The 24,409-nt window shown below is 47.5% G+C and carries 24 protein-coding genes and 3 pseudogenes; 6 read left to right on the top strand and 21 right to left on the bottom strand.

What is annotated here, in order from left to right:
• Positions 1-16 precede the first annotated feature (16 nt).
• A complete protein-coding gene (rpoE, locus tag SIL79_RS12015) occupies positions 17-595 on the bottom strand; it encodes an RNA polymerase sigma factor RpoE (protein ID WP_144362024.1) in 579 nt (192 codons plus the stop codon).
• A 199-nt stretch (positions 596-794) separates the two neighbouring features.
• On the opposite strand from rpoE, the gene nadB reads away from it, so the two are divergent.
• Positions 795-2,405 carry an L-aspartate oxidase gene (nadB, locus tag SIL79_RS12010; protein WP_101095221.1) on the top strand — a complete coding sequence of 537 codons (1,611 nt, stop codon included), beginning with the start codon at positions 795-797 and terminating at the stop codon, positions 2,403-2,405.
• A gap of 16 nt (positions 2,406-2,421) precedes the next feature.
• Here nadB and SIL79_RS12005 read toward each other — a convergent pair whose 3' ends face one another.
• The 10 genes from SIL79_RS12005 to rppH all read right to left on the bottom strand — a co-directional run bounded on the left by SIL79_RS12005 (position 2,422) and on the right by rppH (position 11,052).
• Positions 2,422-2,844 (bottom strand): protein YgfX, encoded by a 423-nt coding sequence (locus tag SIL79_RS12005; protein WP_071477134.1) that lies wholly within the window; start codon positions 2,842-2,844, stop codon positions 2,422-2,424.
• On the bottom strand, positions 2,825-3,064 hold the full coding sequence (locus SIL79_RS12000) for an FAD assembly factor SdhE (RefSeq protein ID WP_028779782.1): 240 nt from the start codon (positions 3,062-3,064) through the stop codon (positions 2,825-2,827). The genes SIL79_RS12005 and SIL79_RS12000 overlap by 20 nt, the downstream gene beginning before the upstream one ends.
• A 98-nt stretch (positions 3,065-3,162) precedes the next feature.
• The gene (nhaR, locus tag SIL79_RS11995) at positions 3,163-4,071 is read right to left on the bottom strand and encodes a transcriptional activator NhaR (RefSeq protein WP_039034200.1); all 909 of its coding nucleotides are present in this window, start codon (positions 4,069-4,071) and stop codon (positions 3,163-3,165) included.
• 16 nt (positions 4,072-4,087) lie between these two features.
• The gene (locus tag SIL79_RS11990; RefSeq protein ID WP_039034199.1) at positions 4,088-4,471 is read right to left on the bottom strand and encodes a hypothetical protein; all 384 of its coding nucleotides are present in this window, start codon (positions 4,469-4,471) and stop codon (positions 4,088-4,090) included.
• Positions 4,468-5,643, bottom strand: coding sequence for a Na+/H+ antiporter NhaA (gene nhaA / locus SIL79_RS11985; RefSeq protein WP_226685026.1), 1,176 nt, complete (start codon positions 5,641-5,643; stop codon positions 4,468-4,470). The genes SIL79_RS11990 and nhaA overlap by 4 nt, the downstream gene beginning before the upstream one ends.
• A gap of 117 nt (positions 5,644-5,760) precedes the next feature.
• Positions 5,761-6,555 (bottom strand): thymidylate synthase, encoded by a 795-nt coding sequence (gene thyA / locus SIL79_RS11980; protein WP_039034197.1) that lies wholly within the window; start codon positions 6,553-6,555, stop codon positions 5,761-5,763.
• Complete coding sequence (gene lgt / locus SIL79_RS11975; RefSeq protein WP_039034196.1) at positions 6,555-7,382, bottom strand: prolipoprotein diacylglyceryl transferase; 828 nt, start codon at positions 7,380-7,382, stop codon at positions 6,555-6,557. The genes thyA and lgt overlap by 1 nt, the downstream gene beginning before the upstream one ends.
• A 37-nt stretch (positions 7,383-7,419) precedes the next feature.
• Positions 7,420-8,220, bottom strand: a complete 801-nt coding sequence (locus tag SIL79_RS11970; RefSeq protein WP_039034195.1) for a sulfite exporter TauE/SafE family protein — start codon at positions 8,218-8,220, stop codon at positions 7,420-7,422.
• A 47-nt stretch (positions 8,221-8,267) separates the two neighbouring features.
• The gene (ptsP, locus tag SIL79_RS11965; RefSeq protein WP_039034194.1) at positions 8,268-10,502 is read right to left on the bottom strand and encodes a phosphoenolpyruvate--protein phosphotransferase; all 2,235 of its coding nucleotides are present in this window, start codon (positions 10,500-10,502) and stop codon (positions 8,268-8,270) included.
• A 25-nt stretch (positions 10,503-10,527) separates the two neighbouring features.
• Positions 10,528-11,052 carry an RNA pyrophosphohydrolase gene (rppH, locus tag SIL79_RS11960; protein ID WP_025010542.1) on the bottom strand — a complete coding sequence of 175 codons (525 nt, stop codon included), beginning with the start codon at positions 11,050-11,052 and terminating at the stop codon, positions 10,528-10,530.
• A gap of 698 nt (positions 11,053-11,750) precedes the next feature.
• On the opposite strand from rppH, the gene mutH reads away from it, so the two are divergent.
• The 3 genes from mutH (at position 11,751) to SIL79_RS11945 (ending at position 15,029) form a co-directional block, all read left to right on the top strand.
• Positions 11,751-12,425, top strand: a complete 675-nt coding sequence (mutH, locus tag SIL79_RS11955) for a DNA mismatch repair endonuclease MutH (RefSeq protein ID WP_039034193.1) — start codon at positions 11,751-11,753, stop codon at positions 12,423-12,425.
• 122 nt (positions 12,426-12,547) lie between these two features.
• Entirely contained in the window at positions 12,548-13,630 is a 1,083-nt protein-coding gene (locus SIL79_RS11950; protein WP_039034192.1) for an adenylate/guanylate cyclase domain-containing protein, read from the top strand.
• A 193-nt stretch (positions 13,631-13,823) separates the two neighbouring features.
• Positions 13,824-15,029 (top strand): IS256 family transposase, encoded by a 1,206-nt coding sequence (locus SIL79_RS11945; RefSeq protein ID WP_117199825.1) that lies wholly within the window; start codon positions 13,824-13,826, stop codon positions 15,027-15,029.
• 64 nt (positions 15,030-15,093) lie between these two features.
• Here the strand turns inward: SIL79_RS11945 and SIL79_RS11940 are convergent, their stop codons facing one another.
• The 8 genes and pseudogenes from SIL79_RS11940 to SIL79_RS11905 form a co-directional block, all read right to left on the bottom strand.
• Positions 15,094-15,789 carry a hypothetical protein gene (locus tag SIL79_RS11940; RefSeq protein ID WP_233962541.1) on the bottom strand — a complete coding sequence of 232 codons (696 nt, stop codon included), beginning with the start codon at positions 15,787-15,789 and terminating at the stop codon, positions 15,094-15,096.
• A gap of 110 nt (positions 15,790-15,899) precedes the next feature.
• Positions 15,900-16,565: a hypothetical protein gene (locus tag SIL79_RS11935; protein ID WP_162207339.1), complete on the bottom strand. Its 666-nt coding sequence runs from the start codon at positions 16,563-16,565 to the stop codon at positions 15,900-15,902.
• 113 nt (positions 16,566-16,678) lie between these two features.
• Positions 16,679-17,488, bottom strand: a complete 810-nt coding sequence (locus SIL79_RS11930; RefSeq protein WP_144362217.1) for a hypothetical protein — start codon at positions 17,486-17,488, stop codon at positions 16,679-16,681.
• A 34-nt stretch (positions 17,489-17,522) separates the two neighbouring features.
• Entirely contained in the window at positions 17,523-17,900 is a 378-nt protein-coding gene (locus SIL79_RS11925) for a hypothetical protein (RefSeq protein WP_226685345.1), read from the bottom strand.
• Positions 17,901-17,941: 41 nt separating this feature from the next.
• A pseudogene (locus SIL79_RS11920) lies at positions 17,942-18,203 on the bottom strand (alpha-amylase family glycosyl hydrolase); the annotation flags it as partial.
• 211 nt (positions 18,204-18,414) lie between these two features.
• Positions 18,415-18,879 (bottom strand): hypothetical protein, encoded by a 465-nt coding sequence (locus SIL79_RS11915; protein WP_162207337.1) that lies wholly within the window; start codon positions 18,877-18,879, stop codon positions 18,415-18,417.
• Positions 18,880-18,881: 2 nt separating this feature from the next.
• On the bottom strand, positions 18,882-20,552 hold the full coding sequence (locus tag SIL79_RS11910) for an RHS repeat domain-containing protein (RefSeq protein ID WP_319619971.1): 1,671 nt from the start codon (positions 20,550-20,552) through the stop codon (positions 18,882-18,884).
• Positions 20,553-21,255: 703 nt separating this feature from the next.
• Complete coding sequence (locus SIL79_RS11905) at positions 21,256-22,245, bottom strand: transposase (RefSeq protein ID WP_233962543.1); 990 nt, start codon at positions 22,243-22,245, stop codon at positions 21,256-21,258.
• Positions 22,246-22,341: 96 nt separating this feature from the next.
• Here SIL79_RS11905 and SIL79_RS11900 point away from each other — a divergent pair.
• Both SIL79_RS11900 and SIL79_RS11895 read left to right on the top strand, forming a co-directional pair.
• Positions 22,342-22,710, top strand: a pseudogene (locus SIL79_RS11900) (adenylate/guanylate cyclase domain-containing protein); the annotation flags it as partial.
• A gap of 132 nt (positions 22,711-22,842) precedes the next feature.
• A pseudogene (locus SIL79_RS11895) lies at positions 22,843-23,025 on the top strand (IS256 family transposase); the annotation flags it as partial.
• A gap of 278 nt (positions 23,026-23,303) precedes the next feature.
• Here the strand turns inward: SIL79_RS11895 and SIL79_RS11890 are convergent.
• Together SIL79_RS11890 and SIL79_RS11885 are read right to left on the bottom strand one after the other, a co-directional pair.
• Complete coding sequence (locus tag SIL79_RS11890) at positions 23,304-23,744, bottom strand: hypothetical protein (RefSeq protein WP_101095225.1); 441 nt, start codon at positions 23,742-23,744, stop codon at positions 23,304-23,306.
• Complete coding sequence (locus SIL79_RS11885; protein ID WP_319619301.1) at positions 23,744-24,400, bottom strand: hypothetical protein; 657 nt, start codon at positions 24,398-24,400, stop codon at positions 23,744-23,746. The genes SIL79_RS11890 and SIL79_RS11885 overlap by 1 nt, the downstream gene beginning before the upstream one ends.
• Positions 24,401-24,409 lie beyond the last annotated feature (9 nt).

The following is a 24,409-nucleotide window of genomic DNA, read 5'->3' as shown; positions in this document are numbered from 1 at the left end:
TGTCTCTATTAAAGGGTCATCTTTCCAGCAAAGGCTGGAGCTTCTTATCGATGGCTTCCCGGGCGCGAAAGATACGGGATCTCACAGTACCTACAGGGCAATCCATCACATTGGCAATATCCTCGTAGCTCATACCATCAAGCTCACGCAAGGAGATAGCCATCTTTAACTCTTCCGGCAGCGATTCGAGAGTGTCGAAAACAGTCTTCTTTATCTCGTCTGAAAGCATCAACCGCTCAGGAGAGGCGAATTCTTTCAGGGCATCACTGCCATCGTAAAATTCGGCTTCATCGGCATCAACATCGTTCGCAGGTGTTCTGCGCCCCTGTGACACCAGATGATTCTTGGCCGTATTTACTGCTATTCGGTACAACCAGGTATAAAAGGCACTCTCACCGCGGAAATTAGGTAACGCCCGATAAGCCTTGATAAAAGCTTCTTGCGCCACGTCTGCTACATCAGCCTGATTCCGTACATAACGGGATATCAGATTGATGACCTTACTCTGGTACTTTTGTACCAGCAGGTTAAAAGCGTTTTTATCGCCACGTTGTACGCGCTCAACCAGTTGTTGATCACTTATTTGTCCACTCATCCGAGCCGACTTCTCCCAAATCTTATAATGCTGATTTCTCAGTCGCTCGAATCATATTCACTTATGTAGACTAGCGTGCTTCGAAAAAGTTCTGATGTTTTGCAAAAAATGTACTGCGAATAACCTGAGCTGAGTTGTATCCATCCCTTGCGAGTTGGTTTACCATAACCGAACCCCCAGTCACATCTCATGATACCCGATGAAACAAGTAGTTGAACACCAATCTGACGTCCTGGTCATAGGCAGTGGTGCAGCGGGCTTGACTCTCGCCCTTCACCTGGCTGAAAAAACCAAAGTCATTTTACTCTCCAAAGGTCCTCTCAACGAAGGCTCGACCTATTATGCCCAAGGGGGCATAGCCTCGGTTTTCGACGAGGAGGATACCATAGAATCCCACGTGGCCGACACCTTGGTCGCCGGCGCCGGACTCTGTGATGAAGCCGTGGTAACCTATACGGCCGAGAATGCCCGCGCCGCCATGCAATGGCTGATTGAATGCGGTGTTGCCTTTGATAAGGAAGAAAACCCCGATGGCAGCATCAATGACAGCGCCTACCATCTGACCCGTGAAGGCGGCCACAGCCACAGACGTATTCTGCACGCCGCCGATGCCACCGGCAAAGAGGTACAGACCACACTGCAGGAGATGGCCCAGGCCCACCCCAATATTCTGGTGCTTGAGCGTTACAACGCCATAGATTTGATCACCACCCGTAAACTGGGCCGTCCGGGCAACCGGGTATTGGGCGCCTATGTCTGGAACCGTAACCTTGAGCAGGTGGAAACCATCAAGGCTAAGTTTGTCGCGCTGGCGACCGGCGGCAGTTCCAAGGTTTACCAGTACACCTCTAACCCGGATATCGCCAGTGGTGATGGTATTGCCATGGCCTGGCGTGCCGGTTGCCGGGTAGCCAACATGGAATTCAATCAGTTCCATCCGACCTGTCTATACCATTCAGATGCCCGTAATTTCCTGCTGACCGAAGCCCTGCGCGGTGAAGGCGCCTATCTGCGCCGTCCCGATGGCAGTCGCTTTATGCCTGACTTCGATGAACGCGCCGAACTGGCGCCCAGAGACATTGTAGCCAGGGCCATAGACTATGAAATGAAACGCCTCGGCGCCGATTGCGTCTATCTGGACATCAGCCACAAGGATCCGGAATTTGTCATCAAGCATTTCCCCACCATTTACCAGCGCTGCCTGGACTTAGGGATAAATATCACCAAGGAACCTATCCCTGTGGTGCCTGCCGCTCACTATACCTGCGGCGGGGTAATGACAGATTTTCATGGCCAGACAGATCTCAATGGTCTCTATGCCATAGGTGAAGTGGCTTATACCGGACTGCACGGCGCAAACCGCCTGGCGAGTAACTCCTTGCTGGAGTGTCTGGTATTCGCTCGCGCCGCTTCGACCGATATTCAAAGCCAACTAGGTAAAATAGCCATGCCCGGTAATATCCCGGCCTGGGATGAAAGCCAGGTGTGTAACTCGGATGAGGAAGTGGTTATTGCTCACAACTGGCACGAGCTGAGACTCTTTATGTGGGATTATGTCGGCATTGTGCGCTCAGACAAGCGTTTGGAGCGGGCCCTGCGCCGCTGCGCCATGCTACAACAGGAGATCCAGGAGTATTACAGCAACTTCCACGTCACAAACAACCTGCTGGAATTACGCAACCTAGTGCAGGTGGCCGAGTTGATCATCCGCTGCGCCATGGCCCGTAAGGAAAGCCGCGGCCTGCACTGTAATATCGATCATCCGCAGAAACTGGATAATCCGCAGCCTACCATTCTGCAGCCGGAGTAACTGGGCTGGAATCAGTTTAGTTAGCGGACTTTGAGCGCTGCAACAATAGACGACACAGATGACGATAGTCTGTGTCGTCAAACATATCGGCAAACAGCCAGCAACGCCCGCAGTTATCCTCCCCCTGATAAGTAAAAGTCACCACAAAGGGGCTGACCCAAGGTTTGCCACTGAGCTTAAAACTCGAACCGGGTACGAACTGTCCTTCACCCAAATCATTGAGCCAGAAACAGAGTTGCCAGCGGCGCAAACGCAACAGCGCAAGGCCAAAGCCTGCCAGCATTAGCAGTAAACATAGGTATTTGAACGATAAATAAAAAGGATAATCCAGCGCCGGCCAGGCAAAAAAGCTGCTCAGGCAAACAGCAGCCAGCACAGTTAGACTCAGATACTGGCTGAAGGAAGAACTGAGCTGAAATCTATGGCGCTGCCCGGCCACGAACGCGCACTACCATCTGTGCCAGTTGCGGATCCGGACATTGCTCATGCCCCATAAACCAGGCAAACAGTTCCGGGTCTTCACACTCAAGCAGACGAACAAACAAGGCCTTATCCTCAGGGCTCAGAGTCTCGTAATGCTGTTCCACAAAGGGTTGAAACAGTACATCAAGCTCCAGCATACCACGGCGACATGCCCACTTTACCCTGGGGGTACTCATCAAGTCAGACACCTATCATGCTCCAATCAAGAATTTTGTCGCAAGTTTACATTCTGGCGTCAGCGCTGTCGAATATCCGCCTTAATCATCCACTCGTATCAGAACTGCTGCACCTGAAGATCACGACCGGCGAATAGCTCACCAAAATCGGTTTCCAGCAAACGCTGCACCGCCGGATGCTGGATCATTCGCTCGGCAAACATCACATGATATTCCTCTTTGATCTCCATGGTTTCACCGAGCAGACGTATGTTGTGCTCGAGAATATCCTGCTGATAGATGGAGGGGGCGACAAATATCCCCTTACGGAAGTAGCCAAAGGCCTTCATCATAGCCGCATCATCAAACTCGCCGAGAATCGTGACATTAAGGCGTTTCTCATCAAACCAGCGATAGAGCTGCTGGCCCAGGGAAGTGCGCCGACTCGGGATCAGCAGGGGCCCCTCTTCCAAACATTCAGGAAAGCCACTTTTGAACTCCTGCGCCGAGAAGAAGGCAATACCACACTCACCCAGTTTCTTGGAAAGAATTTCCGGATATTTGAGGGACTCACCGGCACAGTCCGACAGTATCATATCCAGCTTGTGTTCTCTGAGCCTGGCCATCAAACTCTCGTGAGTCGATTCATAACAGGCAAGATGCATGGAGCTATTGGCCGGGATAACCGACATCAAAACTCGACTAGCCAACGCCTTGGAGAGAGCATCGGCAATGCCCACCTCGAACAGAATGGACTCATCCTTGCGATAGTTGAGCACATCGAGCATCTCATAGGAGAGGCTGAACATTTTATCAGCGTAGCGAAACACCAACTCGCCCAATTCAGTGGGGGCCAGATTACGCCCCACCCGCTTGAACAGACTCCCCTTAAGCCTTTCTTCCAGAGTGCGTATCTGGCCGGTAATGGTTTGTGGGGTTAAACAGAGTGTCTCGGCAGCCTTGGTCACTGAGCCTTGCTTATGCACCATCCAAAAGTAATACAGGTGGTTATAGTTCAAATGAGACATAGGCTGCCCCGACTCCTTACTTCAAACGCTGACAGTCCAGCAAATTATTCACGGCAAGCTGCAGTGTCTCTATATCCTTGACCTCGCCGCTTTCAAAAGCTTCGCTGATCCCCTGTACCAGTTGCTCCCTATCCGGGATCCTCTCCAGGCAATACTTGCGATTGGCTTCCTGAAAACGCTTACCACCCCGATATTTAAGCGCGCGGGCTTCATAACCGTTGCTGTCCAGGCGGGCACCTACCGCCTGAGGCTTATACATAAGCGCACCATCAACAACACCCTCAAGGTAACTCTGACACAGGACAGCTTCCTTGTCTGCAACACAGGCTTCTATCTGTGACGCCTGAACCAAAGGGGCTAAGCCCGCCAGAATGAGTCCTGCCATTATGCTTGTTTTCATTCCTTTTCTCCTTTTTCAGGTAACACTTTTGACAGCCAGAAATAGCCCACGACTGCCGCCAACATAGATCCGATCAGGATCCCCAACCTGGCCAAATCGCTATAGACAACGCCACCATGTTCAAATGCCAGCGAGGCAATAAACATCGACATGGTAAATCCTATACCGCACATCACAGCCACAGGCATGATATGGCGCCAGGCAATGCCCTCAGGCAACTCTGCCAGACGCAACTTAACTGCAATAAAACTGAACAACACCACACCAATCGGCTTACCGAGCAACAGACCCAAAGCGATCCCCAGAGGTACAGGCGATAGCAGGCTCTCCAGCGACATACCGCCCAAGGCTACCCCGGCGTTGGCAAAAGCAAATACCGGCAGGATCAGGAAAGTGCTCCAAGGGTGCAGCGTATGCTCCAAATGCTCGGACGGTGAACCACCTTGCTTGTCGCGCAGCGGAATACAGAAGGCGATGATCACCCCGGCCAAAGTGGCATGAACCCCGGACTTGAGTACGGCAACCCAAAGAATGGCCCCAAGCACGCCATAAGCGCCAAGCGCAGTTACACCGCGGCGGTTCAGAATAATCAAACCTATAACCGCAGCAGCAGCAATCACCAGGCTTATCATCGACAGATCACTGCTATAGAACAGCGCAATAATAACGATTACACCCAGGTCATCTATGATTGCCAGCGCCAATAAAAACACCTTGAGCGCAACAGGAACCCGGTTGCCTAAAAGTGCCATTATCCCCAGCGCAAAGGCGATATCGGTCGCGGCCGGAATAGCCCAGCCCCCCTGGGTCACAGGGTCATTGGCATTAAACAGCAGATAGACTGCGGCCGGAACAAGCATGCCGCCTATAGCAGCAAAAGTGGGTAGAGATGCCTTGGAAACGCTGGACAGCGCTCCCTCAAGTAATTCACGCTTAACTTCAAGACCGATCAACAGAAAGAACAGCGCCATCAAACCATCGTTGATCCACAACAGTAAGGGCTTGTTGATATCCAGCGCCCCGAGACGCAACTGCATCGGGGTATCCAAAAAACCTTGATAAACGCCGGCTAGTGGTGAATTAGCCAAGACCATTGCCAAGGCTACAGCAATCAATAACAAGATGCCGCCGGCAGATTCCTGACTCAGGAAATTCCGAAGTGCCTTTTCCATACTAAACTCCCAAAAACATAATTGATTTGAGTGTAGTAGATGGATTTAGGTAAGAATAATCGAAAGTTTCTGCGAAACACCTCGAAATATACGAGGTATTTCGCTAAAAAACTGTTTTTAAATGGCAACTGGTGCTTTGATATGAGGGTGAGGATCGTAACCTGACAACTCGAAATCTTCGAATCGGTAGTCAAAAATAGACTCAGGCTTGCGAATAATTTTCATTTGTGGCAAAGACTTGGGTTCACGACTGAGTTGCAGCGCCGTTTGTTCCATATGATTGGAATAAAGATGGGTATCACCGCCGGTCCAGACGAAATCGCCCAATTCGAGATCGCACTGCTGCGCTACCATCATGGTCAACAGCGCATAACTGGCAATATTGAACGGCAGCCCCAGGAACACATCACAGCTGCGCTGATACAGTTGACAAGACAACTTGCCATCGGCCACATAAAACTGGAAGAAGGCATGGCAAGGCGCCAGCGCCATCTTGTCGAGCTCGGAGACATTCCAGGCGGAGACAATCAAACGTCTGGAGTCAGGTTGTGATTTGATCTGTTCTATCACCTGGGTAATCTGATCGATATGACCGCCATCGGGCGTTGGCCAGCTACGCCACTGAGCGCCGTAAACCGGTCCCAGATTACCGGATTCATCGGCCCACTCATCCCAAATCGTCACTTTATTTTCATGCAGGTAAGCAACATTGGTGTCCCCTTTCAGGAACCAGAGCAACTCATGAATAATGGAGCGCAAATGGCACTTCTTGGTGGTCACCAAGGGGAACCCCTTACTGAGGTCAAAACGCATCTGATAGCCAAATACAGAGCGGGTTCCCGTGCCGGTACGGTCAGTTTTTTCGGTACCGGCATCTAAAATATGTTGCATTAAATCTAGATATTGCTGCATTACTGCTTGTCCTTCACCACGCCGGCCTGCGGCGCATTACGCATTAACAGATAGAGTCCAAAGAGGATCATGGGCACTGACAGTATTTGCCCCATGGTCAAAAAGCCCAAATAAAGCCCGAGTTGAGCATCCGGCTGCCTGACCGTTTCCACTATGCAGCGGAAGATACCATAGCCGAGCAAAAACATCCCGGACACGGCTCCGGTCTTGGGACTGCGTTTGCTGAACCATTGCAGTAAAATAAACAGCGCAACGCCTTCGAGGGCAAATTGATACAGTTGTGAAGGATGACGAGGCTCAGGGCCACCGGAAGGAAACACCATGGCCCAAGGTACATCTGTCACCCGGCCCCAAAGCTCACCATTGATAAAGTTACCCAAACGCCCGGCCCCCAAGCCGATAGGTACCACAGGGGCCACCATATCCGCCACCGCAAAGAAGCTGCGCTTCTGTTTCCAGGCGATGTAGAGCATGGCCAGAATAACCCCCATCAAACCACCATGGAAAGACATGCCGCCTTCGCTGATCTTAAATAGGTACAAGGGGTCGGCAATAAAGTAATCCAGATGGTAAAAGAGCACATAACCTATGCGGCCCCCCAGGATCACCCCGAGAAAGGCATAGAACAGCAGATCAGAGACCTGCTCGCGGCTCCATAACCCCTTGGATCTGTCAGCCATACGGTTGAGCAGTATCATAGCGGCCAAAAAGCCCAGCAGGTACATGAAACCATACCAACGCAAAGCCGGTTCAAAAGTCTGGCCGAACAGCTCAAAGGGGCCAAAAGAGACGATCACAGGATCAATATTGGGAAATTCTAAAGCCATAACAGAAAGACGATTCCTAAATTAACCAAGGCGCAGATCAGGCCAGAATAAGTTTAAGACCCACAACAACCAATAAAAGTGCAAATATTTTCTTCAGTACAGGCGTCGGCCAGGTGCTGGCCGCTTTGACCCCCACAGGCGCAACCAACATTGAGGAAGCAATAATACCCAGCAAAGCCGGCAGATAGACATATCCCAAAGTACCACTTGGCATATCAGGGGCATTCCAGCCTGCGATAACATACCCTAAACTGCCCCAAAGGGCGATAATAAGGCCGGTAGCCGATGAAAAACCCACCGCCTGACGCATCTGCAACCCACACCAAGTGAGGAAAGGCACCAAGAGCACCCCACCGCCTATCCCCATCAAGGCGGCAATAATGGCAATCATCGCCGAGACGATAAGCAACACGGGAAATGGCGGCAAGCCCTCTTTCGCTGATGGACGGAAAGGAAATGCCATCTGGGCGGCCATTAGAATAACAAACACGGCAAAGGCACGGCGCAGATCATCGGCCGGGATCAACTCGGCAATAAAACCCGAACACAAGGCCCCCAGTGCCAGACCCGGCAACATGGATTTAAACAGCGGCCAAGGAATATTGCCGCGGCTGTGGTGGGCGCGGGCGGATGAAAAAGAGGTCAAAATAATGGCCGCCAACGAAGTAGCAATGGCGACATGGGGCAACTGCGCGGCAGGAACCCCCACCTTGGGTAAAATATACAGCAGCGCCGGCACCACGATAAGACCGCCGCCTATCCCCAACAAACCGGCCATAAAGCCGACAAAAGCTCCCAACGCCAGACAAACACCAAATACCCAGAGAAATGCGTCCACAGAGGTTCCTTAATTCTTGTTGTTATTCCATACCCGACATAGCAGGTTCAATTGAGAATGGCTGCCAGTTCTCTTTGCCCCAAATAATCGTGCACCAGTTGCCGCACTTCGTTGCCGCTTTTGAGTGTCAATGCCTCGGCCAATAACTGCTCGAGTTCATCGCTGCGCACTCGCCGCAGCAGATAATTTATTCTGGCCAAGCTCCCCTGGTTCATACTCAAGCGGTTGTAGCCCATAGCAACCAGCAGCAAGGCACCACCGGGTTCACCGGCTAACTCGCCACAGACACTGGCACCGAGGCCATATAGACGGCAGGTCTCCCGCGCCTGTTTCAGCGAACGCAATATCCCCGGATGATAACTGTCAAACAGGGCGCTGACCCTGGGGTTGTTGCGATCCACCGCCAACAGATATTGGGTCAAATCGTTGCTGCCGACCGAAACAAAATCGACCCGCTTGGCAACTTCATCCAGTTGAAACAGCAGCGCCGGCACCTCCAGCATAATGCCCACCTTGGGTCTTTTCAGCTCAGGATTCACATCCGACTTAAGCTCGGAATAAGCCTGTTCGATATATTCAAGCGATTGATCTATCTCATCGAGATTACTGACCATGGGCAGCAGAATATGCAGCTGCTCGCCGCTGCCGCTGGCCTGGAGCATGGCGCGAATTTGCACCAGAAACAGCTCTGGATGGTCCAGCGACAAACGAATGCCACGCCAGCCCAAAAATGGGTTTTCCTCCTTGATGGGGAAATAAGGCAAGGGTTTGTCTCCGCCCACATCCAGGGTGCGCATCACCACGGGGCGCCCCGATGCCGCCTCCAACACCTGGCGATACACCTTGACCTGCTCAGACTCGCTGGGAAAACGCTGCTGCAACATGAAAGGGATTTCGGTGCGATATAGCCCAATACCATCGGCGCCTTCGGCAATTTCCGAGGCCAAACCACTGAGTAAGCCGGCATTCATGTATAGATGAATACGTTTGCCATCGACCGTCTCGGCCGGCAGGTTCAGTTCTCTGGCGTATTGCCGCTGTAACGCTCTCTCGGCGGACAACAAACTGCGGTACTCACCGACCACGGCCGGAGACGGCGACACCATCAGCTGACCGCGGGTGGCATTGAGCACCAAAAGCTTCTTGTCGATATCGGCAGCCAAAACCTGGTCGACCCCTGTGATAGCCGGCACACCCAGCGCCCGGGCCAGAATAGCAGCATGGGAGTTGACCCCGCCAAGTTCTGTCACTATCCCGGCCAACTTTTGCCGCGGAAACTCGGCCAGCAAGGTGGTATCAGCTTCACGGGTCACCAGTATAACCGGCTTATCGGCATTGAGCTCCAACCGTTCCGGCTCAATCAACTGGCGCAGCACCTTCTGCCCCAAGTCACGGATATCGCTGGCCCGCTCCTTGAGATAGGGGTCTTCCATCGCCATAAACTGGGTGATGTAACGCAAAGACACGCGGCTGACCGCCGACTCGGCGCACCAACCCGCAAGCACTTCATCGCGATATTCGCCCCCAAGGCTGGCCTCTTCCAGCAAGAGCTGCAGCGCCGAGAAGATAGACACCACCTCTTCATCCTGCTCGCGGTCAAAACGCTGTGCCAGGGTGCTCAGAGTGTTACGGCAACGCTCGATTGCCGCCTTGAGGCGTTCAAGCTCATTGGGGATATCTGTTGCGGTTTGATCCGGCTGCTCCAGGGATATCTGACCACCCAGCACCAAAGCATGGGCAATGGCGATACCATTGGAAGCCGGTGTGCCCTGAAACAGGATTTGCAGCTGATCTTCCTTGACGCTGGCCTTTTGTTTGAGGCCGCGAATAGCCATGGCCAACTGCGCCGCCAGCGTCATAAGAAAGGCTTCTTCCCCTTCGCTGAACTGACGGGCACTGGGCTGCTGCACCACTATGACGCCAAGCAACTGTTTCTGATAGATAATAGGCGCGGCGAGAAAAGCTCGATATTCCTCTTCAGCCACTTCGGGAAAGAGTTTGAATCTGGGATGTGCTCTGGCATCGGCAAGGTTGATGGCTTCTTCACGCTCAGCAACCAAGCCCACCAGACCTTCGGTCAACGGCATGCGAACCTGGCCAACGGCACTGGGCTTAAGACCATCAGTGGCCGAGAGGACCAACTCATTTTTATCCAGAATATAGATAGAACAACACTGAGTGCTCATGGCGGCCTTTATCTGGCCGACCAATAGCTCAAGGGCAGCCTCAAGATCCCTTGCGGCCGCAACTGCCTGAGTAATATCCCTGAGCGTGTTTAACACCTGTTCCCCCTTTCGATATCAAACCTCAGCCTGCTGCTCTTTGTCGTCCCCTTCGGCGTGAAGGCTCCCGGGTCTGCAATGCCAGAGCCGTGGTGGCGAACTCTTTCATCACTTTCCGGTAGACGTCACGTTTAAAAGATACGACCTGACGCACAGGGTACCAATAACTGACCCAGCGCCAGTCATCGAATTCAGGATGGCCGGACGAATTCAAGTTAACGGCACTATCCTGACTCTTGAGCTGCAGCAAAAACCATTTCTGCTTTTGACCGATACAGACAGGCTTGCTGTCTTGGCGCACCAAACGCTTTGGCAATCTGTATCGCAACCAGGAGCGGGTGGATGTTAATATCTGCACATGTTCCGGCCTGAGCCCGACTTCTTCATACAGCTCTCGATACATGGCATCTTCGGCGGATTCACCGTCATCCAATCCCCCTTGGGGAAACTGCCAGGAGTGCTGACCAAAACGCCTGGCCCACATTACTTGGCCAAATCTGTTACAGATAATGATGCCCACATTTGCGCGAAAACCGTCGCTGTCAATCACATGGACTCCGAAAAAGCGATAAATTTCAATGATTCGATTGTTTCACAATCCCACGTCGGCAGCAATTCTCTATTTACGGCTTTTTCTTTGGATAATCAAATAAGCTTTTCCACTTTATCAACAATTAACCATCTCTGCTTGAGTGGATATCCACAAAAACTGTGGATATCTCTGTTTGAAACTCGGCTGAACTTCTGGAAACGCTGCTTTTTACAACCTTCCCCTCCTAATTGACAAAGACACAAACCCAACAAAAACACTTAAAATACATAATGATACAAAGCACAAAAACGAATACAACCACAACCAAACCACCAATAGTACACTTTTTAACCCACACTCGATCAGAAGCAATTTCTCGGCAATGTCACAAAACTTTATTCACACCCTACGGACAAAAACTCGACTTTCAAGCTGAAAAACAGCGTCAAAACCCGGTTGACACCGACCATTATTTGTTTTACTGCGGCCATAATTGTTCAGTTATCCCAAAATGCTGTGGATAAGTTTGTTGGCAACACAGGGGAAATCGGCGAGTAACTCAGGAAATCCATTCCCCTATAGTTGAAGATGAAAACTTTAGTCAATAAAAACATAATGATAGAAAAATTAATTTTGGGGATGACTTCACCCGACATCGCAATGACCATTTTTTGCACAAACTTGTTATCCAATCCCGCTCAGGTAAAATCAACGCCATGAAAACCAATATCTTGCCGCCAAGCTCCTTGGCACAACTGCTAAAGCGCGCCGACGATATCGCCGGGCTGACTCTGGGACAGCTCGCCGAATCTTTAGGGGTAGCCGTGCCCAAAGACTTTCGCCGTGATAAAGGCTGGACCGGACAACTACTGGAGCTGGCATTGGGAGCGACCGCAGGCTCCAAGCCCGAACAGGACTTTCTGCACCTTGGGGTAGAACTGAAGAGCATTCCAATAGATGAACGCGGTATGCCGCTGGAAACCACCTATGTCTGTGTCGCGCCGCTAACCAATATTTCAGGACTGCGCTGGGAGCAGAGTCTGGTGTATCACAAATTGCAGCGGGTACTGTGGATCCCGGTTCAGGGGGACAGAGATCTTCCCCCGGGTGTCCGACGTATCGGCTCGCCGCTTTTATGGGAACCAAGCGTCGAGGAAGACAGGCTATTGCGCCAGGATTGGGAAGAAATCATGGAGCTTATCAGCATGGGCAAGGTCAGCAAGATCACGGCCAGGCACGGTGAAGTATTACAGTTAAGGCCAAAGGCGGCCAACAGTAAGGTGTTAACCGAGAGTATTGCCGAGGATGGCAGTATCCAGATGACCAACCCCAGGGGCTTTTATCTCAAAACTCAGTTCACAAAAGGGTTACTTGAGCGCTTTTTTGGCTGATATCGCCTCTAATCGGCACTTGCCTTGATTAAGATCACAATTACCACTGGAAATCAGAGGGGTATATTCTATAAACTAGCGCATCCTGAGAAGGCCCGTTAATTTAGGATAGAAGTTACCCCGTGAGAGCGCGTCGCCAGGCCAAAAAGCTTCTGTTTGCCATAATGGCATGGACAGTAGCTATGGCAGCTTTTGTATTTTTTCGCTATGCCCAAACCACTGAGCTACCTCAGTGGGCTGTCGGCTCGGCGGATCTCGCGACGCTGGCCGCCTACATGGGAATTATTTTCGGTAGCTTGCACTGGATGTCAAACCTGATAGCCGACTTCAGTGCCATCAATCGCCTGCCCTATGTCTTCTCCGTCATTTTTAAAGGGCTGTTTCTGCTCTTGGGTGCCACCACTTTGGCTTATATGACCCAGTACCTGAATATGTGGGCCATAGAGAACCATATGGCAACCTTGAGGCAGATGCTGACAGTGCATATCCTCTATAGTCCCTCATTCCAGGCGTTAATTATTTATCTGGTGGTAGTCAGGGTCGGGCTCGCCTTTATTGAACAGATGGGACTACTGGTAGGCCCCAGGATCCTGTTAAACATAGGTCTGGGTAAGTATCACAAGCCCAGATATGAACAGCGGCTATTTCTCTATCTCGATATGGTAGCTTCCACTACCCATGCCGAATCTCTGGGGGATTACCGCTTTGCCCGGCTGATACAGGACAGTTTCAGCTTGCTTTCCGATACAGTCACCAACAATGATGCCGAGATCTATCGTTACATGGGTGATGCCGTGCTCATCCATTGGCCGCTGGAAGACGGCATCATTAACGACAGATGTATGAATATCTACTTTGAATTCAGCCAGCAGCTCAATTGGCAGCGACGCTATTTTGAAGAACACTATGGTTTTGTCCCCAAATTCAAGGCGGCGGCTCACTGTGGCCAAGTGGTTGCAGCTGTGGTCGGGGTGCAAAAACAAGAGATCAGCTTCTTCAGCGACGTGCTCAACACCCTAGCGCGACTACAGGATCAGTGTAACCCCTTAGGACAAAGGATGCTGCTCTCCGGCGCGCTGGTAGCTAGGCTGGAAAATGATGACAGCGAGTATCAGCTCACCAATTTAGGACCGGTCAAGTTAAAGGGTAAACAACACTCCATTGAAGTGTTCGGGGTTAAACCAAAACAAGGCAATCAGTCATAAAAAACAGCCTATTAAGGGCTAAATTTTAAGCAAACGCCCTTTCAGTAGGTACAGAAGCACATCCAGCAAACAGCATAGACACACAAAAAATCAATAACAGTTTAAATTTCATTCTACACCTCACAAGACAACTAATTGGTAGTGTTCATAAATCTGTGTCATTTGAGTAATATACACCCAAAAGGATATTCAAATGACCAAACCTACATTTGACATGGAAGCCGCCATTGAAGCTCTGCGTGCAGGTAAAGACCTGACCGGCAAAGATGGTATTCTCACACCACTCATTAAACAGCTTACTGAAGCGGCCCTCAATGTTGAGCTCGACCAACATCTTGAAGATAAGCAGCCTGGTAATCGCAGAAATGGCAAGACCAGTAAGACACTGAAGACCGCTACCGGTAGCTTTGAGCTGCATACTCCGCGTGACCGAGATGGCACCTTCGAGCCTCAGGTTGTAAAAAAGAACCAGACATACCTGACCGATGAGATGGAGCGGAAAATCATTGCGCTATTTTCACTGGGCACAAGTTATCAGGATATTCGTGCCCATATCGCCGATATCTACGGCATTGAAGTCCCCAATGGCACCATCAGCGCCATTACTGATAAACTGCTACCTGAGCTTCAGGCTTGGCGTGAACGTGATTTAGAAGCCCTGTATCCCATCCTCTGGCTTGATGCTATTCACTATAAAATCAAAGAGAATGGCCGCTTTGTCAGCAAAGCTGTGTACACCATTCTGGCGCTCAATGTAGAAGGAAAAAAGGAGCTGTTGGGCTTGTATATCTCAGACACTGAAGGTGCACATCAGTGGCTAAGTATACTAACCGATCTTCATAGTCGCGGTATTAAAGACATCCTGATTGCCTGTGTTGATGGCCTTAAAGGCTTCCCTGAAGCCATTGAAACCATTTACCCACATACAGAGGTGCAGTCATGCATCATTCATCAAATTCGTAACTCAATGAAATACGTAGCGTCTAAAAACCAGAAGGCGTTTATGGCTGATTTAAAGTGTGTCTATAAAGCCACAACCCTCAATGCAGCTGAGATGGCGCTGGACGAGCTGGAAGCCAAATGGGGCGACAAATATCCTGTGGTCATCAAGTCCTGGCGCAACAAGTGGGCGCTGTTATCGACCTATTTTAAGTACCCGGAATACGTGCGTAAGGCTATCTACACCACGAACGCGGTTGAGGCCGTACATCGTCAGTTTCGTAAACTGACGAAAACCAAGGGTGGTTTTGCCAACGAGAACAGTTTACTCAAACTGCTCTACGCCGGTATATTGAAGGCTCAGGAGCGGTGGTCACACCCGATTCAAAACTGGAATTTAACGCTATCTCAGCTGTCCATCCATTTTGAAGGACGACTGGATGCTCACATCGATCTGTGATTTTTAACGTGACACAGAATTTTGAACACCCTCAACTAATTACCTAAAACTAAATCATAATGGTTTACTTCATAGTGTATCGTATTCCCACCGGATAAAAATACACCGTATACTCCTTTCTCCCTGAATCATCTATAAATGGCAGATTAATAGTGAAGTATCCATCATCCCCGACAAAATTGATATTCATAGCAACTAATTCACCACAGAGTATATCAGGGTCTACCCTTAGCATTCCGACTTTGACCAGTCTTAAGCCTGTCTCTCGATAGGGCAACTCGATACGCTCCCCTTGATAAAAATCAGAGAAAGCCTCTTCGGAATCAGAATATCTACAAACTAATACCCCTTCCTTCCCTTTCTCCAAACTTGGGTAACGTTTCTTCTCTAGGAATCGAAGGGGAGTCTTTCTGCCGGTTCGATACTGGTCCAACACCATATTTTGTACATCCAGAGAAACCCCTGCTTTTCGTGATGTTATAAAAATCTCTATGTTAATATCATCCAGATAGTCAATACCCGTTTTCTTTCGTGGATGATTATATATACCAGGGATCATGAACTTAACTTGCACACCATTATCAAAACTAAGTACCGGGCTGGTGATCGGAGAGTCGTAGCCGGTATCTATTGGCCCTAAGTACTCCTCCGTATCAACCCTGTTCAGGCCATAAGCGGTATGAGTATCATAGACATAATAGGCACATCCTTGTAACCAATATCCCATAAGAAAACACATAGTCAGAAATATATTTCGCATTATGGCCCTCATTCCTGATTAGTCAAATAATAACGGTGATTCTCTAGCCCAAGGAATAATATTGATCGACTATGCAAGGAAGAATAGAAAATTTTTAAATCTGTCACCATTTAGTTCGATGAAGTCCACTTAATCAGCTTTTTATGGAAATAAACAACCTTACTATTCAATGGCAAAAGAGACTCCGAGAAGTCGAGGGCAAAATCAGCATCCTTGATCTTTTCAGGCAGCTTGAAATACAAGTTGTAACAGTTGTCTGAAAAACGGCTGCTTTTCAGCAAACTCTCCTTCTTATTCCCAACATCTATACTCCTCCCCCCCCATCCATCAATAGAGTTATCAAATCCACAAAACAGAGTATCACTTCTATTATATTTCATAACTTTATGTGGTTTAACATACATATCGCCACCATCAAACTTCATGATTAAAGCTATCCCCTCCCCCATTAACTCCAAACCGTTTTTTAAGGGGGTTACTCCCAATGCAAGAATAATCTCATCACTATCAAACTTACTATTTGGCCAACGTTCCAGCTCAATACCCAGCATTGCTAGCCCCCTGTATTGAGTTTCGTAATTTGTCAGCGACAACGAAATGTTGACATCAGAAAATTCAACAATATCATCAAGGCTTTTATTATATGTATACACCTTTTTATCAGGAACAGAATCCCACGGCTTAATTGAAGGAACACTTGCGACTTCCAGAGTAGTGGTTGTACAGCCACAAACCAACAGAGTAAGTGATAACCAAAACTGCTTCATTAGTTTCATTAGTTAATCCTTTATCATATATCTTATAAAGATATGGCTGTCCTGTTTTCAGTCGTGCGAAACATCAAAAAGATATGGCTGTCCTGTTTTCAGGCCAAGCCATAACATATATTTTACTTAACAGTAAGGCCTACTCCTATTGCTGCAATACTGCCAACCAGCTTTTCTAATGTCTCATTTTTCAAGTCGAACACATATAAATCAATACGTTCTTGCATGAAAGCATCTGACCAAGGAACTAATGACACGGTCAACGTTTGAAGTGTAATAAATCTGCCATCATCACTTTTAGCTTTAAATAAAAAACTTCCAGTAAAGGCCAGCTTTTTAGTTTTTAAAACCTTCCCATCAGAGAGACGCAACCAATACAACGTACGACCATCAACAGCTAATACTTTGTTCTCACCCAAATAGATAACATCTGTATAATCTTTTAATGAAAATTTACTAAAAGACAAATCACTCCCATTAACAAGATATAATTCTCCTTTGCGAAGATAGAAACTGATAATTTTTTCAGGATAGACGTACACATGAGGTGACCGCATAACCACATTCATTTCACTGATTCGCTCAACTTCTCTACCATTTTTAATGAAAACAATTTCCCCAAAATTTTTCACTACGGAAAAATACATATATGAGTCTTGAGAAAAGAAGACAGTACCTCGCCGCTCAGGGAAATACTCAACTGAAGCATTATTAAGATTAAGTATGTACTCACCGGCGTTCAAAATACCATTGGAAACTGAAAGCTTTTCACCATAAACCCGCATAACAGGGCTATTACCAGCATTTACATGGTATTCTTTCACGGTAGAACGGCTCTTGATATCAATAATACTAATTAGACCAGTCCCATTACCTTTATTAAACTCCAAGGTCCGAGAAATTATGACCTGTGTTGGTATGGCTGAAACCATGAAGCTTACCCCCAATAATAAAAATGATAATAGACTATTCCTTAGAACCATATGTCACCTCAATTTGCCGCCTTACACTATCAGCATAAGTTTGACAGTTGTTCACCGACGGTCCTCCAAGAACATAACTACTCCAATTACCAGAGACGTTATTTAGCAAAGAGACAGCATCAACACCTCCGGGTAAGATGTAGTAATCGGTAAAGGCGTAAGATCTATATCCAAATTCGGTGAATCTAATCGTTTCCTCAGTAAATAATCCACCACTTGAAAAACCACGATTATAAACAAGAACTCCATTTTGAATTGCAAAGGCATGTTCATGGACTACCTCATGATTTAGAAAGTCTGTAACCGGCCCTTCCACACCTAGAAAGAAATCTTTAAGGCCACGCTTCCCAAAAATAATCACAGTTTTGCCCTCCACTCCCAGGCTGTCAACCATATCTATGGCGACAACGATTGTTGCGCAGCAAGGTCGATTTTGAGCACCAAATGGTAGTGATTACTCATGACCGCATAAGCGCAAACGTCGATGCAGAATATTGACGACAACTGCCTGATTTTTGTCCACTATCCAGCCACGTCTATGCTCGTAACTGCGCCCAGACAGTACATCTTCACCACACAAAAATGCCCTTCTCACGCAACGGTTAATCACGTGGTAAAAGGGCGTACTTTCAGCATCTATCAACTGACGACGGGCTGTGGTCATAACCAACCTCGACTGAGCTTTGATGGGTATTTCAAAGCCTAGTCAAGGCTGTGCAAAACATCAAAAAGATATGGCTGTCCTGTTTTCCCCAACAAAGTTTAAAGACGCTGTATCAATAGACGGAGGCTAACTGCCGCGATATTAAGGTTAGGTATCCTCATTTTTATTCCTTTCCGTTTTATTCGCCATTAAGGTTAAGAATCTTCATTTTTCAATGGCAGTCAAAAACTTTCTCACCTTGGTAGAATACTTTTCCAGACTCAAAAAAATACATGCGCTCCTTAGCTACTCCACAAGTATCAACATTGATAACACCATTACCCACACCCGGTTTATCAATAAAATATTCCGATACATTAGGATTGCGAAGCCGATAAATATTGAACCCATTATCTAAAACACCGCTACAAGATAAAATACCTTTATAATCATCTTTTCTACCTCCAAATGAACCTGTATCTCCATGCGAGAAAAATACATCTACAAATCCATTACCATCAACATAAACCACATATACACGATCAACCTCTTCTATATCTTTCCCATCACCACTTTTTGCATATGCATTTAAGCAAGAGAAAATCAATGGCGTAAAAAAATCTGAAGTTGATTTCCTTTCAATTGCCACACAAGCAAATTGATTTAAAAGAACAACAATTAGTAACATGAAGCGCATGACTATAACACCTTATTGGGTAGAGTGCCGTATGGGCTATGAAAACAAGTTGCCGAAGTACAACTACCAATCAAAGTTTTTCCATCTATTTGAGTTCCCAAATACAATGTCACCCTCTTGTTTTCTTGCCTATTCAACCAACCAATGTCCCCCTTACCATCATTGGCAGCATTAAATTGATTAGAAAACTCGAAAAATGAGTTTGGATGAGTATGGTATCCATCAATACCATTCACAATATTAACTGATGTTGCAGAACCCACTATTGGATAGCTAAAGCGATACCCAAGACGGTCATGATAAATACTCCCACCAATTTCCACACCATACTCATCAGATATTGGCGAAACTAGACTTAGAATATATTTTGCAGCATCATCTGGATAATCAAAATACTTAGCCGTACTAATTCTTCCATTAGCCTTTAATTTTGCGATAGCATTCTCCGCCCCAATCCTATCAGATTTGTTTGTATTTTGTTCAGATCTACTAGTGGCAATACTACTAAAGTTATGTACCAATGCAGCAAAAGCGGCTGACGCAGCACCATTCGCAAATTTACCTCCACTTAACTGAGAAGCAGTTCCTCCAATAACCACGGATGCCAATGTTTGCCCCATAAACCCTGAAACACCTAATATTCCAACGCCTTGAGCTCCAAGAATCCCTACTCCAGCAGCAATAAATCCATGACCAAACTCACCACCTTGAACAACATTGAAAATACCACCAGCCACACTTCTAACAACAAAGCCTTCAACACCACTCATTCCACTAGTTGCCAAGCTTGAAGCAGCGTAAGATATTGCCCCAGCCTTAAAGGCCGAACTTAAACTCCCCGTAGCAACAAATGAAGCATCAAAGGCAAAGTGCGCTGACGCTAGCTGTCCAAAAAATGGAATATAATTCAACCCAATTTGAATAGCCGAACCAAGTCCTTCCACTTTCGCAATCTGTCGATGAATAAAGGTCACCCCTCCAATATCCATTAAAGCCTTATAGAGGCGTTTAAAGAAAAAGCCACTAGGGTCAATATAGCTCATGGGATTATTTTTTACATAGCCATAGCGATTATAGCTTTGTGTATCGGTTGGCGCTTGGATATGCGGATCGGCCTGCAAGAAACGTCCTATGGTGGGGTCATAGATACGCCCATTCATATGGATAAGATTCAGGTTATCTATACCTTCATGCCCGGTATAACCTTTGGATGCCGCGGGCGCGATATAATCATTCAACAGTGAATGGCTATAGGCGGCGGTTTGTTTACCCCAAGGGTCATAGGTAAACTGCTGCACCACATTACCGGACTTATTGGTAATCGTCGTGGTTGAGCCTTGATGGTCTTTGTGCAGATAAAACTCGTCAACAGTGTTATTACTACGCTTGGTTATCACCAAATTGCCGACATACAATTTTTGCTCGGTGAGTGCCGGTTTGTTGCCGCCACTACGGGTGACTTTCTCATACCCCCCGACATATAAGGTGGTGAGATAGCTTGTCACTCCCGCTTCAACTTTAACGTCGTAACGCTCGAAGCGTTGCCGGTTGGCATCATACTTAAAGCGGGTCGATTCCCCACCTTGAGTAATGTTGGTGACCAAATCGTAAGAACTATAAGTGAAACGGCGACTGCCATCCTGGGTGATATTGCCATTCTTATCATAAACCATCACATAGCTGGCTTGACGGGCACGACTACACTGAGCGCCATTTTGCGTCCACCCCGTTGGACAGCTGTAGGTTATGGGGGCAGTGAGTGTTCGATTACAAGCGCTCCCTGAAACAGACCAGCCAGCGGGACAAGAATAAACAGGCGTCTTTGTTGCCGCTTGTGATAGCGTCCGCGTGCAGTTAGTGCCGCTTAATGTCCAACCCGCATCACAGTTATAGACCTGTTTAGGTGTGGATTGATACGTTTCTGTACACTCCCACAGACGGCGCCCTCCTCCCATTGGTTCACCACCACCGCATACAACCCCTGCTCCTGAAGGTTTAGTTGCTGAAACTATGGTGAAATCTCTAGAGCACTTACCCGTCGATGCATTTAAGTAGCCACCTTTAGGACAAGTTTGTTCGGTTTTAACCTGTGCAACTTTGGTTTCCGTTTTAGAACAAGTTGTACCGGAAAGAGTGTAACCACTGGGACAGCTATAGCTGTAGCTTAGCGATGCTCGATATACAGGACATCCTAAACACTTTGCGAGCCACGAGGAAGCCTATCATTCGGTCTCAATCGCTTATAAATGACGATGAATTATTAGAAGTAGACTCTCTAAGATGAGTAATCTGCGAGGTTCATGCAAAAACTGCGGTTGCCAAGCATGCCAACGGCAGGCTTAAGCCTGTTTATGCAAAATCACCAAGGGTTTAAGGTTAATAGGGATGTATTGCTTGGCTTTGTTGCTTGCCCCGGCACCATTTACCACCATATTTGGCCTTCATGGCACACATTGCATCCCATCGGCCACTCATGCCACTGTACTGACGGCGAAACTCTTTGGCGGAAGTTATCCAGGCATCGTCGCTGATACCAAGTTCAAGCAGTAGTTTGGGTCTGGAACAGTCAATAAAGCCACGCTTGTCTTCCCGCACCGCCCGGCCTGTCCAATCAATCAGCTCCAGATAGTCGGCAAAGTGAAACGGAATACCGCTTTGTTCGGCGGCAGTGGCTGCACCATCAAATTGAAGCAGTGACTTAAGTGAAGCGTTGGCAGTTGCTGGCTCAGCAACTTCTTCTATGCGTTCCTGAATGGATGTGTAATCAGAAGTTTGCAGTGAATCTGCAATACCGGCGCGAATGGGATTTAAATCCACGTACATCATGCAGGCCAGCAGCGCCTGTTCATCGAGCAGCGCCTGCGACTTAAAGCGCCCTTCCCAGAATACACCCTTGCAACTATCTTCTCGATTGGCCTTGCGGGCGATATCTTCGTTTAAACAGCGCATAAACCAACTGATACTGCCAAGGCGTTCCTGCCAATCGCTAATCAGCGTATCCAACAGTATTCGCTCGCCTTCTGAGAGACTATCGCCCTTGAGGAACTTTGCCGCCACAGGATTGCCACTAAAGAGCCCGGTCCAACGCTCGATGACTTCAAATGGCGACAATGATTGTTGCGCAGCAAGGTCGATTTTGAGCACCAAATGGTAGTGATTACTCATGACCGCATAAGCGCAAACGTCGATGCAGAATATTGACGACAACTGCCTGATTTTATCCACTATCCAGCCACGTCTATGCTCGTAACTGCGCCCCGACAGTGCATCTTCACCACACAAAAATGCCCTTCTCACGCAACGGTTAATCACGTGGTAAAAGGGCGTACTTTCAGCATCTATCAACTGGCGACGGGCAGTGGTCATAACCAACCTCGACTGAGCTTTGATGGGTATTTCAAAGCCTAGTCAAAGCTGTGCGAAACATCAAAAAGATATGGCTGTCCTGTATTCCGTTTTTACAGATGTATGAATATCTACTTTGAATTCAGCCAGCAGCTCAATTGGCAGCGACGCTATTTTGAAGAACACTATGGCTTTGTCCCCAAATTCAAGGCGGCGGCTCACTGTGGCCAAGTGGTTGCAGCTGTGGTCGGGGTGCAAAAACAGGAGATCAGCTTCTTCAGCGACGTGCTCAACACCCTAGCGCGACTACAGGATCAGTGTAACCCCTTAGGACAAAGGATGCTGCTCTCCGGCGCGCTGGTAGCTAGGCTGGAAAATGATGACAGCGAGTATCAGCTCACCAATTTAGGACCGGTCAAGTTAAAGGGTAAACAACACTCCATTGAAGTGTTCGGGGTTAAACCAAAACAAGGCAATCAGTCATAAAAAACAGCCTATTAAGGGCTAAATTTTAAGTGGCAAAGTTGCTATCAGAGTACTTATCCGTAGCAATTTTCAATTGCCTTGTGCGCTAACAGGGAATTTAACACTACCCCATTCCCTGATGGCGGGCATGGTTTCATGAAACTGACGAAAACCAAGGGTGGTTTTGCCAACGAGAACAGTTTACTCAAACTGCTCTACGCCGGTATATTGAAGGCTCAGGAGCGGTGGTCACACCCGATTCAAAACTGGAATTTAACGCTATCTCAGCTGTCCATCCATTTTGAAGGACGACTGGATGCTCACATCGTTCTGTGATTTTTAACGTGACACAGAATTTTGAACACCCTCTCAAAAAGATATGGCTGTCCTGTTTTCGTTCCGTTTTCCATTTGTTTTACGTTTGTTTTCCGTTTGTTTTCCGTGTGTTTTCCGTTTATTTTCCGTTCCTGTTTTCCGTGTGGTCCTATTTTCCGTGTTCTTCATATCTTCCACCCATTTGCGTAAACAAAGCATAGTTGGAGGCTAACCTCTGCACCATTAATGCTGGGTGTCCCATTTTTACCATATTCCACCCCACACCTCATCTTGTATTTCTACTCTTTAAAATAGATCACTTTAGCTTTCCCTCCATCAATATGAACGTAGACATCAAATTCATTAGACATTGCAAAATAACGGGATAAATCCTTTTCAAAAACCCCTTCACCAAGGTACTCAGAACTCATGCTAGGTATACACTCCCCGATGTAACCATAAACTCCCCGTAGAGCTTCTACTGGTGTACCTGTATGATAAACTTTCCAAAACCCAGATGAAAAAACACCATCAACCTTTAAGTTAAAGTCTATTGCTTCTACTTTAACAACCCCCTCCACATGAAGCCCGTCAGGCTTCAAGGGACAGCCACTTAACATAGGAATTCTTAGTACTCCATATTGTTTTCCTACTGGCTCAACATTTTCTTTATAAAACAAAAAATACCCTATAACGACTCCAACAAAAATGTATAAAAATATTCTTATTAGAACTTTCACTAGCACCCCCGCATGTTATTCTGTATACAAAGTGAATCAACAATTTTAGCCCCTTCCGGCAACCTTGTAACACCAACTATACCTATCGACCTTATATGTACTGACTCATTAAAATCGGTTCTCAACGTTTCTGATGTAACCCGTTGCCCTATAAAATCACTCACGTTACCAGAAGCATCTTCCTCCCATAGTGTAAATATTGTATCCTGCGTAGTTTTAACCTGAGTAGTTACATATGTAATCTCATATTCAGTGTATACAGATGAATCAACCAACCTCCATGCTACTTCAGGCCCAGCCTTTAAACCTGGAGGCGGATCTCCTATCCACTTAGAATAAACAGTTCTAGATTGAATAGATACAACCTCAGGTTTCTGTTTTTTAGGTTCTAGGACATCTGTTCTACTTTTTAAAACATTTGCCACTTCATTTACTACATATTGCATTGCAGATGTTATCGCTCCATTTGCAAACTTACCTCCTGTAAGTTTGGATACTGTTCCACCTGCTACGGTCTGAATCATTACTCGACCAAAAGACGCACTCGTTTGAATTTTCCCAATCCCCTTCATGATTCCAGCAGAGATAAACCCGTGACCAAACTTTCCACCTTGTAAGACACTAATGACTCCTCCTGTTGAACCATGAGCTAACATCTGCTCCCC

This window comes from Shewanella indica (genome assembly GCF_033842865.1).
Taxonomy (GTDB): domain Bacteria; phylum Pseudomonadota; class Gammaproteobacteria; order Enterobacterales; family Shewanellaceae; genus Shewanella; species Shewanella indica.
The sequence above is the reverse complement of the archived record's forward strand: the minus strand, read 5'-3'. Positions and strand labels throughout refer to the sequence as shown.